Below are 11,048 nucleotides of genomic sequence, written 5' to 3'. Positions count from 1 at the left end.
CGTCGAGGCCGATCTCGACGTCGACCGGGCGGTCGGCGATGGCAACCTCGCGCTGGACGCCGAGCCAGCCGTCCCACGCGTCGTGTACAGAGGCCGACCGGTCGGTGTCGGCTCCCGTCCCCGCCGCGCCTGCGCTCGTGACGTCGACCCCCCGCGTCGAGTTGAGCAGGCTGGTCCGGCGGTCGAACACGTCCGCGATGGAGACGCCCTCGTCGTACCACGCCGCGGAGGTGCGGAAGCGGTCGGCGGCCGACTCGCGGCCGACCGGCGAGAGCAGGCCGGTCGAGACGGCCGGGTAGTTCGCGCGCCCGACGAAGATGGAGGGGGAGACGCTGCCGACCACGGCGTCGTCGGAGACGTGCTCCTCGAAGCGCCGCTCGAAGGAGTCGAGGTGGTCTAAGATTGCGTAGTCCTTCTCGGCGGCGAGCCGGCGGCGCTCGGCCCGCTCGTTCGCCTCGAACTCGATGAACTCGTCGAGCCGCATTCACCGGTAGATGGGTCCCGCACGGCTTGAACCTGCTGGCGCGACCGACCCGAACCGAGGCGGGACCGCCGGGCGTTCGGTGCGGGCAAGGGTGAAGGCCGTACCGGCCCAAGATCCGGGTATGATCCCCCCGATCGCGCGACGGTTCGTCGCCGGCGAGACGGTCCCGGTGGCGCTGGAGCACGTCCGCGCGTGCAACGAGGACGGCCTCAGGGTCATCTTGAACCGCCTGGGCGAGCACTACGACGACCCCGACGACGCTCGCGCGGACACGGAGGCGTACCTCGACCTGCTCGACGACATCGCCGCCGCCGGGCTCGACGCCTGCGTGTCGGTGAAGCCGAGCCAGTTGGGGCTCGACGTCTCCGACGACCTGTTCGCGGAGCACTACCGCGAGATCGTCGCTCACGCCCACGACCTGGACGCGTTCGTCTGGTGTGACATGGAGGACGCCGATACCACGGACGCGACCCTCGACGCCTTCGCGTCGATCGCCGCGGACTACCCCTGGCGCGTCGGCCAGTGTCTCCAGTCGAACCTCAGGCGGACGCGCGAGGACCTCGACCGGCTCGTCGACGTACCGGGGGCGATCCGGCTGGTGAAGGGCGCGTACGACGAGCCGCCCGCGATCGCGTACACGGACAAGGCCCGGGTCGACGAGGCCTACCGCGAGGATCTCCGGCTCCTGTTCGAGCGACGCGATCGCGGGATCGCCGTCGGGAGCCACGACCCCGCGATGATCGCGCTCGCGGACCGGCTCGCGCGCGAGCACGACGCCGACTACGAGGTGCAGATGCTGATGGGCGTCCGCGAGGCGGCTCAGCGCGACCTCGCCGCGCAGGGCGTCGACGTCGCCCAGTACACCCCCTACGGCGACAAGTGGCTCTCGTACTTCTCCCGGCGCGTCCGCGAGCGCAGAGAGAACCTGGCGTTCGCGGCGCGGGCGATCGTCGGGCGGTGACACGCCGGCCCCCGTCGGCCGGTGAGACGCGCGGGCGGTCGACCGGCGATGACGCCGGGCGCGTAGAAGGCCTCTTAAGGGCCGCCGCCGCATATCCACTCGACAGATGTCCACGTGGAAACGCGACTTCGCCAGCGGGCTCATCGTGCTGGCGCCCCTCCTCGTCCTCCTCCTCGTCCTCCAGTGGATCTACCGCTACATCGCGTCGATCCCGCTCATCGAGGGGCTCCAGCCGGCGATCATCCCCGCCCCGCTGGAGCCGATCTCGCGGGTGGTCATCGCGCTCGCCGTGTTCTCGACGGTCGTCCTCGCGGTCGGCTACTTCATGCGGACGACCCTCGGCCGGCTGGCGGAGTCGGCCGTCGACGGCGCGATAAACCGGATCCCCGCGCTGCGCGTGGTGTACAACGCCTCCAAGCTCGCGATCGAGACCGCCGTCTCCGGCACCGACGACCTCCAGAGCCCGGTGTACCTCGAGACGTGGCCCGGGATCCGGATGACCGCGTTCCGTACCGGGAAGAAGACGCGGGACGGCAAGGTGGTGCTGTTCATGCCGACCGCGCCGAACATCACGACGGGGTTCGTCATCGAGGTCGACCCGGAGAAGGTCGAAGAGACCGGCGAGACGGTCGAGGAAGGGATGACGCGAGTCCTCTCGGCCGGCTTCGCCGAGTCCGCCCACCAGGTCCCCGTCGAGGAGGAACGTCCACCGGACGCCGCCGAGCGATCCGGCGGCGTCACCGGCGTCCGGACCGACGGGACCCCCGGGAACGAGGACCGGTCGACCGCTCGGGGAACGGGGTCGTCGTCGGCGGAGTCGGAGTAGTCACAGGTAGGTGAACCACTCGTCGTGCTCGTCGGTGCGGCGCTCGATGAGGTCGAAGAAGGCGTCCTGTAGCTCCTCGGTGACCGGCCCGCGGGTGCCCGCGCCGATCTGGGTGTCGTCGACGGAGCGGATCGGGGTCACCTCGGCGGCGGAGCCTGTGAAGAACAGCTCGTCGGCGGTGTACAGCTGTCCGCGGGAGATGATCGCCTCGTCGTGGACCTGGTAGCCGCGCTCCTCGGCGAGGGTGATGACGGTGTCGCGGGTGATCCCTTCGAGGATGGACTGGGCGGGTCCGGTCGTGTATATCTCCCCGTCGTTCACCATGAAGATGTTCTCGCCGGGGCCCTCGGCGACGTTCCCCTCCTTGTTCAAGACGATCGCCTCGACGTACCCGTTCCGGCGCGCCTCCTCGCCAGCGAGCATCGAGTTGACGTACAGCCCGGTCGTCTTCACGTTCGTGGGGATCTGTGAGGACGCGTGTTTCCGCCAGGAGGAGACCATCACGTCGACGCCGTCGTTGAGCGCCTCCTCCCCGAGGTACGCGCCCCAGGGCCACGCCGCGATCGCGACGTCGGTCGGGCAGTCGGCGGGCGAGACGCCGAGCGAGTCGTACCCGTAGTAGGCGATCGGTCGGATGTAACAGGATTCGAGGTCCTGACGGTCGAGGAGTTCGATCGTGGCCTCGGTGAGCTCCTCGCGCGAGTGGTCGATGTCGAGGTCGTACAGCTTCGCGGAGTCGAACAGCCGGTCGAGGTGCTCTTCCCACCGGAAGATCGCCGGTCCCTCCTCGGTGTCGTAACAGCGGACGCCCTCGAACACGCCGCTTCCGTAGTGGAGCGCGTGGGTCAGAACGTGGATGGTCGCGTCCTCCCAGTCGAGGAACTCCCCGTTCTTCCAGATCGTGTCGACCTCCATCTCGTCGAATCCCATACCCCACCGGTCGTGACCTCTCGGCTTAAATTTGTGAGATACGCTCCCTCGGTTTCCGGTTCGAGAGCACTGCGGTGGGCGGCGCGACGAATCGTCGATCGTCTCTGGAATCGACCGTGAGGTGAGTTTACGCCCGTCAGCCATCCGCGAACAGCCCGTCGACGACCGTCTCGATCAGGGCGTCTTCGACCGCCTCGTACGCCACCGTCGGAAGGAGCGGCGTCCCCTGCGCCTGCGTGACGAACAGCAGCGACCGCAACACCCCGCGCACGACATCGGGGTCGTCGAGAGAGACGTCGTCGCGGGCGACCCACTCGTCCGGCTGCGGGAGCATCTTCCCGATCTCGCCGGGGTCCGCCGTCTCGTGTTCGGTCCCGTCCAGCTGCGCTTCGACCAGCCGGATCTCGCCCTCGACGAACAGCCGCGACGTGAGTGGACTCGACCGAACCTGCGAGAACATCGTCCGCAGGATCGTCTCGGCCTCCTCGCGGGCCGTCTCCGCCCCGGCGAGTTCGGCCTCCAGCCGCTCGAAGATCCGATCGCGTTCCACCAGCAGCACTTCGAGGTACAGCGCCTCTTTCGAGTCGAAGAACTGGTAGAACGTGCTCGTTCCGATCCCGACCGCGTCCGTCACGTCGCTCACGCGCGTGCGATCGAAGCCGAACTCGGCGAACAGCTCGTGTCCCGCCTCGATCAGCTCCGCGCGGATGCGCTCGCGGTCCTCGTCCGTGAAGCGCGTCACGCTACCGCCTCCAGCACGACCGCGACGCGCCGGTTTCTCGGTTCCATACCTGCTTTGCGATTCGAAGAAAGAAACGTTTATTGATTCGTGAACCGAGACAGAGATGTGCAACGAGTCACCCGCCCGCCGTCGGATCGCATCCCTCCAGCCGATCGTCGGACGACCGGTACTCGCGGTGAGACCGCCGATTCCCGCGATATCCGAGACTCCGTCATTCTCGCGGAGGCGTAGCGCATGCGAACGCGTCCCCTGTCCGCGATTCTTCTGGGGGTCCTGCTGATCGCGAGCGGCGTCGGCGCCGGCGCCGTCGGGGCGGAGCTGGCCGGCGGACAGTCCGCCGCCGCGATCGGCACATCGGTCGAGGACGGCGCCGCGACGCCGCCGGCACAGACATCCAACGTCGGCGGCTCGCCCGACCTCGGCGTATACGTGTCGAACCCCAACCTCGTCCCCGGTCGGACGAACCAGGTGGAACTGACGATCGCCAACGACGGGAACCTGCGGTTCGGCGACCCCGCGAACAGCGACATCGTCACCACCGCGCGCAACGTCCGCGTCAAGGCCGAGGCCAGCGGCCCGATTTCCGTCGAATCCGGCGAGACGGCGATCGGCGGCGTGACGACGACAACGCCGGGCCAGGTTCCGGTGAGCCTCAACGTGCCGGACGACGTCGAACCCGGCACCTACTCGCTCGACCTCGACATCACCTACACGTACATCTCCTCGGGCGAGGATCGGACCGTGACGATCCCGCGCGAGGTCGACCTGCGCGTCCGCGAGGCGCCCGCTTCCAGGTCGTCGACGTTGAGAGCGACACCCAGGTCGGCGACACCGGCACCGTCGAGGCGACGATCGAGAACGTCGGCGCGGAGCCGGCCCGCGACGCCGACGTGACCTTCGGGACCCAGAGTGACAGCGTCACCGTGAGCGGAGGCCAGTCGGACACGGTCCGGATCGAGGAACTCGGCCCCGGCGAGACTGCGACCGTCGCCTACGACGTGGGCGTCGCGTCCGACCTCCCGGTCCAGCAGTACACGCTCTCCGGCTCCGTGCAGTTCGCGGACCCCGACGGGATCGCCCGGACCGACGAGGGGCTCTCGCTCGGCGTCCTCCCGCTCGCCGAACAGGAGTTCGCGCTCACCGACGTGGAGTCGACCCTCCGCGTCGCCGAGGACGGCGAGCTGGTCGGCACCGTGCGCAACGACGGTCCCGTGCCGGCCCAAAGCGTCGTCGTGCAGTACGCGGGCGAGGACCCCAACGTGCTCCCGTCGGAGCGCTCGACCGCCGTGGGCACCCTCGACCCCGGCGAGAGCGCGACCTTTTCGCTGCCCGTCGCGATCGGCGGCGGCGCCGAGGCCGGGTTGCGCTCGCTCGACATGGCAGTCCAGTACCGCAACGACGAGGGCGAGACCAGGGCGTTCGAGGAGCTGGCCGTGACCGCCGAGGTCGCTCCCGAGCGGGACCGCTTCGACGTCGCGGTCCAGAACCGCACCATCCAGGCGGGCGGGACCCGCACCGTCGACGTCGCGGTGACCAACAACCTGAACGAGACCGCGAGCGACGTCGAGGCGCGGCTGTTCGCCGACGACCCGCTCGACACCGGTGCCACCGACACGGGGTACGTCCAGTCGATCGGCCCCGGCGAGACCACGACGATGACCTTCGAGCTGACCACGACCGCCTCCGCGACCGCGGGGAGCACCTACCCGGTCTCGTTCGACTTCCGGTACGACGACGCCGACGGCGACAGCCAGCTCACCGACACCTACCGCGTCCCGATCGACGTGACCGAAAGCGAGGACGGCGGGCTGCCGCTGCCCGTCATCGTCGTCGCGCTCCTCGTCGTCGCGACGGGAGCGCTCGCCGTCTACCGGAGGCGGCAGTAGTCGATGTCGGCCGGCGAGCGGATCGAGGCGGGCGCGCGGCGGCTCAACGACGCCATCGTCGACAGTCCCCGGCGCGTCATCGTCGCGTTCCTCGTCCTCACGCTGGTGTTCGCCGGCGGAATGGGGCTCGTCAGCACGGACACCGAAGCCACCGACTCGTTCACCGAGGGGCTCGAAGAGCAGGAGGCGCTCGAAGCGATAAACGAAGAATTTGAAGACCCGTTCCAGCCCGACGGCGAGTCGACACAGCTCATCCACACGGGCGGAAACGTCCTCACGAAGGAGGCGCTCGAGCGGGAGCTCCGGCTGCTCGAAGAGATCGAACGGCGCGACGACCTCCGGGTGGCCTCGGCGACCGGTCCCGCCACGGTCGTCGCCCAGACGATCGACCCCTCGGCGACGACGATAGCCGAGCAGCGGCGCGTCATCGAGCGAGCCAGCGACGCGCAGGTGCGACGGACGGTCCGCGAGCTGGCGGACACAGAGCGGTTCTCCAGGTCGCTCTCGACCGACTTCAACCCGACGAGCGCGAGCGCCTCGGCGTCGATCACGGTGGTGAGACACGACGTGCCGCCCGGCTTCTCCAGCGCCGACCGCCAGGATATCCAGACGACGATCCAGACGCTCGCCGACGACCGTCCCGTCGACATCCGGGCGTTCGGATCCGGGATCATCAACGCGGAGACCGCGACCGTCATCGGCGACTCGCTGACGCTCGTGATGCCCGTGGTCGTGCTGTTGTTGCTCCTGTTCCTCGTCGTCGCCTACCGAGACCCGATCGACCTGGCGCTCGGGCTCTTGTCCCTGCTGATGACCATCATCTGGACGTTCGGCTTCCTCGGGCTCTCCGGGATCCCGTTCAGCCAGCAGCTCATCGCCGTGCCCGTGCTGCTGCTCGCGGTCGGCGTCGACTTCGGGATCCACATCATCAACCGCTTCCGCGAGGAGACCGTCGCGGGCTACGAGCCCGTCGAGGCGATGCGGGAGGCGAACAACCAGCTGATGATCGCCTTCGTCATCGTCACGGCGACCACGGTCTTCGGGTTCGGCGCGAACGTCATCTCGGACCTCGGCCCGATCAGCGACCTCGGGCTCGCCTCGGCGATCGGGATCGTGTTCACCTTCCTGATCTTCGGGCTGTTCCTCCCGGCGGCGAAGCTGGAGGTCGACAAGCTGCGTGACGCCTACGGCGTCCCCGAGTTCAACTCCGCACCGATCGCCTCCGAGGACTCGGCGATCGGCCGGGTTCTGACGTTCCCGACCCAGCTCAGCCGGTACGTCCCGGTCGCGCTCGTCGTCCTCCTGCTCGTCACCGGCGGCATGGCGGCGGCGTACGGCAGCGGCGTCGACACCTCCTTCGAGACGGAGGACTTCCTCCCGCCCGAAGAGCAGCCGGACTACGTGACCGGACTCCCGGAGCCGTTCGCGCCGAGCGAGTACACCGTCACGGAGACGCTCAACATCTTGGAGGACCGCTTCGCTACGAACCAGGACCAGTCCGTGACGTTGTACGTCCGAGGGAACTTCGAGGAGGGCCACGCGCTGGAGGCGCTCGCGGACCCGAACGACGACCCGCCGGGCGCGCTCGCGGTGGGTGAGGGCGGGAGCGCTCGGCCGACGAGCATCGTCACGGTGATCCGGTCACACGCCCGGGAGAACCCGGAGTTCGCCGACCTCGTTGCACGCAACGACGTCGACGACGACGGGATCCCGGACCGCAACCTCGACCGGATCTACGACGTCCTGTTCGCCTCGTCGGCCGGCGACCGCGCCGAGCAGTACCTCACGCCGGACCGGCGGAGCGCGCAGGTCGACTACGCGATCGACGCGGACGCCTCGCAGGGCGAAGCGGCGGTCGATACCGACCAGTTCGCCGAGGAGTTCCGGTTCGAGACGACGGCGACCGGCCAGATCGTGGTCTTCGACGCGGTGACGGAGGTCATCTTCCAGTCCGCGATTCAGGGGCTGATCCTCGCGGTGGGGCTGACCGGGGTGTTCCTCGTCGTGGCGTACGCCGTCTTGGAGCATAAGCCCCTTCTCGGGATCGTGAACGTCTTCCCGATCCTCATCGCGATCGCCTTCCTGCTCGGGACGATGCGGGTCCTCGGGATCTCGCTCAACGCCCTCACCGCGACGATCCTCTCTATCGCTATCGGCCTCGGGATCGCCTACTCCGTGCACGCGACCCACCGGTTCATCGACGAGTTCGACGAGGACACCGACGCGTACGAGGCGATGGTCGTGACGTTCGCCGGCACGGGCGGCGCCCTGCTCGGCAGTATGCTCACCACCTCGCTCGGGACGGGCGCGCTCGCGCTCGCTATCACGCCCGTGCTCGGGAACTTCGGCCTGTTGATGGCACTGAGCGTGGTGTACTCGTTCGCGTGTACCGTGATCGCGCTCCCGCCGGCCATCCTGCTGTGGGAGCGATATCGGGGCGCACAGACGTCGCTTCCGACGCCGACGCTCGGCTGACGGAGCCGACGACGCGACCGGTCTCTGCTTTCGCGTCGTCTACAGCGGCTCCGCACGACGGACGGCGATCTCGAGGTCGAACTCGGCGGGGTCGGTCGAGCCGTTGGCGTCGGCGTCCGCGTCGTACCGGATCACGATATCGTCGAACGTGCGGGTGTTCGTCGCGAAGCCCTCGAACTCCCGCTCGACGTACGTGCGCCCGACCGCGGTCCGCTCGTCGACCCGCGGCGGGTGGTACGTCCGGTCGTCCTCGGGCGGTTCGTAGAAGGCGTCGACGCGGAGTTCGAGGGTCCCGTAGGTCCGATCGCCCGTGTTGCGTACGACGACGTCGGCCACGATCTGCGAGCGGTCGAACGATTCGACGATCCGGTTGATCGACACGGCCTCGACGGCGATCCCGGCGGGATCGGCAAACTCCCCGTCCTCGTCGGCCTGCGCCGCTTCCTCGCCCGCGTCGTCCTCGTCGGTCGGCTGGACACCCGACGCGTCCTGCTGGCTGACGGACGCGTCGGCGTCCTCGCCCGGGTCCACCAGGCACCCGCCGAGCGCGACGGGGACGGCTGCGGCGAGTAACCGTCGCCGCGAGCGAGACCGAGTCATGCGGGACCCCCAGGCGGTGAGGACGACGGGAACGAGAGGCGTTCGCCCGGCCGACGGCTCCGATCCATCGTCCCGTCGGTTTCGTGCCCGCCGTCATGAATCCTTCCCACGCGGGTCCGGTCGTTCAAGCGGTGACCCACGCGTCGGCGAGCCGTCCCTGCCAGTTGGGGCGTTCCTCCCACGCGTCGCCGGAGAAGCCGGTCGCGAGGAGGAACTCGCCGGCCTGCAGGACGTACCCGTACTGCACGCCGGGGAACTCGTCGAGTCCAGTCCGGTCGCTGCCCTCCTCTCGGTGGTAGTACCGGTGCCACTCGAGCGCGTCGTCGGCCGCGTCGACGTCCGGGAGGAGCGGCTCGCGGCCCTCGGTCGCGCCGGCCTCCAGCACCGCGGTGAGGCGGGCGGTCGCCGTCCGGACGTCGGCGTACCGCTGCACGTGCAGCGGCGTTCCGTCGAGTTCGTCCGGCGGACCGCGGAACGCGTCGGTTCGGCTGTCGGCGGGCTCCGGCCGGGGCGCGAAGGCGACGAACAGTTCCTCGGTGCGCCCGTCCGACCGGAGGACGGGGCCGAGGCGCTCGCGGATCGACTCCCGGCGCGCCTCGGGGAGCGGGTCGGCGGTGAATTCCGGCGGGAACGTCTCGTCGTCGTCCGGGTACGGTTCGTGTGCGAGCGTCGCGAATCGTCGGCGGCTGGGGACGGCGAGCTCGACGAGGACGTCGTCGGGATCGCCGGGCGCCAGCCGATCGAGCAGCCGGTTGTGGATCGGGTCCCGCGAGAACGTTCCGGCCACGTATATCGGGGTCCGGATGCGCGAGAACGACCCGTGCATCCGGTCGAGCTCCTCGACGAACCGGTCGGCGTCGTTCCGGCGGGCGGACCTGGTGAGCGCCGGGACGTGGCGGTCGGTCCGCTCCCGCAGCAGGTCGTGCGGGTAGAAGTGAGGTTCGAGCGCCTCCGCGGCCCGATCTGCGGCGGCGTAGCCGGCGGATTCGAGCCGGGCGGCCATCTCGGTCGTCGGGTCCGTGGGCTCGTGGATCCGTTCGCGGACGGCGGTCACCGCCTCGAGCACGTCGCCGGTCGCGTCGAGGTACACGTCGATGGCCGCCTCGTAGGTCGACGCGAACCAGACGGCGTCGTCGACGACGGCCCGCGTCGCATCTGCGAGCGCCGGGTTCGGGACGGGCACCTCCTCGTCGTCCTCGTCCGGCGGCTCGTCCGGGGCGTCGTCGCCGTCGCCGCCGTCGGCTCCGTCGTCGGCGTCGGGCCCGTCATCGGGATCGGACTCGTCGGGGTACGTGACCCCGTCGACGCCGAGACAGCCCGCGAGGCCGACGGCGACGCTCCCCGCCGCGAGGAGGTCGCGTCGTGTCCGCTGCATGCGAGTCCGTCGGACCGGGAGGAACTTAAACTGGGTCCCATTCGGAGCCGTCTAGTCGCCGCGTTCCTCCTCGGCGTCGACGAAGTCGAAGTCGTGGTCGGCGACCGCGGTGACGTCGTCCGCCTCGGTCGCTTCACTCGCATCGATCGGCTCGTCCGTCTCGTCCGCCGTCGCTGTCTCCTCGTTCCCGTCCGTCCTGATCTCCTCGTCGGTCTCACCGACCGCGTCCGTCTCGCTGGTCTCCTCGACCGCGTCCGGCTTGCTCGCTTCACCGATCTCGTCGGTTCCGTCGGTTCCGTCGGTTCCGTCGGCTCCGTCGGTCCCGTCGGCGTCGTCCAGCGCGGCGAGCGCCCGGTCCTGGATCTCCTCGATCCGGGGGACGGCCGTCACGTTCGAGAGCAACACGGTCGCGGTGACCGAGTTCGCGTCCGGGACCGGCTCGTCGCCGGCGAGCACCTCGACCGTCTCCGTCTCTTCTTCGAGGAGGTACCGGCCGGTCTCGAACCCCTTCCGGGAGATGACGTCGGGCGGCCCGGAGAGGATCACCAGCACGCGGTCGGTCGCGGTGACGTCGCACGGCAGCGTCAGATCCGACTCGAGGGCCCGACGAACGAGCCGCTTTATCGTCGCCGCGTCGGTCGACGGGGAGTCGGACTCCTCGGCGAGTCCGAAGAGCCGCAGCAGTCGGGCGATCACGCCGTCGTCGTCCGACTCGATCGCGTGCGTCTCGTAGCCGATCGAGGCGATCCCGCCGACCTCCAGCGTGCGC

At 69.6% G+C, this 11,048-nt stretch carries 9 protein-coding genes and 2 pseudogenes; 5 read left to right on the top strand and 6 right to left on the bottom strand.

Annotation, left to right across the window (positions count from 1 at the left end; translation table 11 throughout):
• A pseudogene (locus GJ633_RS09970) lies at nucleotides 1-484 on the bottom strand (hypothetical protein); the annotation flags it as partial.
• 121 nt (nucleotides 485-605) lie between these two features.
• Here GJ633_RS09970 and GJ633_RS09965 point away from each other — a divergent pair.
• The gene (locus GJ633_RS09965; protein WP_156588707.1) at nucleotides 606-1,445 is read left to right on the top strand and encodes a proline dehydrogenase family protein; all 840 of its coding nucleotides are present in this window, start codon (nucleotides 606-608) and stop codon (nucleotides 1,443-1,445) included.
• Between the two features lie 106 nt (nucleotides 1,446-1,551).
• A complete protein-coding gene (locus GJ633_RS09960; protein WP_156588706.1) occupies nucleotides 1,552-2,271 on the top strand; it encodes a DUF502 domain-containing protein in 720 nt (239 codons plus the stop codon).
• Here GJ633_RS09960 and GJ633_RS09955 read toward each other — a convergent pair whose 3' ends face one another.
• Both GJ633_RS09955 and GJ633_RS09950 read right to left on the bottom strand, forming a co-directional pair.
• Nucleotides 2,272-3,201, bottom strand: coding sequence for a branched-chain amino acid transaminase (locus GJ633_RS09955; RefSeq protein WP_156588705.1), 930 nt, complete (start codon nucleotides 3,199-3,201; stop codon nucleotides 2,272-2,274).
• A gap of 136 nt (nucleotides 3,202-3,337) precedes the next feature.
• The gene (locus GJ633_RS09950) at nucleotides 3,338-3,943 is read right to left on the bottom strand and encodes a helix-turn-helix domain-containing protein (RefSeq protein ID WP_321169008.1); all 606 of its coding nucleotides are present in this window, start codon (nucleotides 3,941-3,943) and stop codon (nucleotides 3,338-3,340) included.
• A 234-nt stretch (nucleotides 3,944-4,177) separates the two neighbouring features.
• On the opposite strand from GJ633_RS09950, the gene GJ633_RS17820 reads away from it, so the two are divergent.
• From GJ633_RS17820 to GJ633_RS09940, 3 genes are read left to right on the top strand one after another with little or no spacing between them, the layout of a single operon-like run.
• A complete protein-coding gene (locus GJ633_RS17820; RefSeq protein ID WP_231741325.1) occupies nucleotides 4,178-4,837 on the top strand; it encodes a hypothetical protein in 660 nt (219 codons plus the stop codon).
• Nucleotides 4,834-5,829 (top strand): COG1361 S-layer family protein, encoded by a 996-nt coding sequence (locus GJ633_RS09945; protein ID WP_231741324.1) that lies wholly within the window; start codon nucleotides 4,834-4,836, stop codon nucleotides 5,827-5,829. Before GJ633_RS17820 ends, GJ633_RS09945 begins: the two co-directional genes overlap by 4 nt.
• A 3-nt stretch (nucleotides 5,830-5,832) precedes the next feature.
• Nucleotides 5,833-8,304: an RND family transporter gene (locus GJ633_RS09940; RefSeq protein WP_156588703.1), complete on the top strand. Its 2,472-nt coding sequence runs from the start codon at nucleotides 5,833-5,835 to the stop codon at nucleotides 8,302-8,304.
• Nucleotides 8,305-8,343: 39 nt separating this feature from the next.
• Here the strand turns inward: GJ633_RS09940 and GJ633_RS09935 are convergent, their stop codons facing one another.
• From GJ633_RS09935 to GJ633_RS17190, 3 genes and pseudogenes are all read right to left on the bottom strand, one after another.
• Nucleotides 8,344-8,835, bottom strand: coding sequence for a hypothetical protein (locus GJ633_RS09935; protein ID WP_156588702.1), 492 nt, complete (start codon nucleotides 8,833-8,835; stop codon nucleotides 8,344-8,346).
• 193 nt (nucleotides 8,836-9,028) lie between these two features.
• Nucleotides 9,029-10,279, bottom strand: a complete 1,251-nt coding sequence (locus GJ633_RS09930) for a hypothetical protein (protein WP_156588701.1) — start codon at nucleotides 10,277-10,279, stop codon at nucleotides 9,029-9,031.
• Between the two features lie 51 nt (nucleotides 10,280-10,330).
• Nucleotides 10,331-11,048 (bottom strand): annotated as a pseudogene (locus GJ633_RS17190) (hypothetical protein); the annotation flags it as partial.

Source organism: Halorubrum sp. CBA1125, assembly GCF_009742825.1.
GTDB lineage: Archaea > Halobacteriota > Halobacteria > Halobacteriales > Haloferacaceae > Halorubrum.
Note: the sequence above shows the minus strand (reverse complement) of the source record. Positions and strands in the feature narration are given on the sequence as shown.

Excerpts from the sequence above, each read along its gene's own strand:
- GJ633_RS09965 (WP_156588707.1), top strand. The coding sequence starts at position 606 with ATGATCCCCCCGATCGCGCGACGGTTCGTCGCCGGCGAGACGGTCCCG.
- GJ633_RS09960 (WP_156588706.1), top strand. The coding sequence starts at position 1,552 with ATGTCCACGTGGAAACGCGACTTCGCCAGCGGGCTCATCGTGCTGGCG.
- GJ633_RS09955 (WP_156588705.1), bottom strand. The coding sequence starts at position 3,201 with ATGGGATTCGACGAGATGGAGGTCGACACGATCTGGAAGAACGGGGAG.
- GJ633_RS17820 (WP_231741325.1), top strand. The coding sequence starts at position 4,178 with ATGCGAACGCGTCCCCTGTCCGCGATTCTTCTGGGGGTCCTGCTGATC.
- GJ633_RS09940 (WP_156588703.1), top strand. The coding sequence starts at position 5,833 with ATGTCGGCCGGCGAGCGGATCGAGGCGGGCGCGCGGCGGCTCAACGAC.
- GJ633_RS09930 (WP_156588701.1), bottom strand. The coding sequence starts at position 10,279 with ATGCAGCGGACACGACGCGACCTCCTCGCGGCGGGGAGCGTCGCCGTC.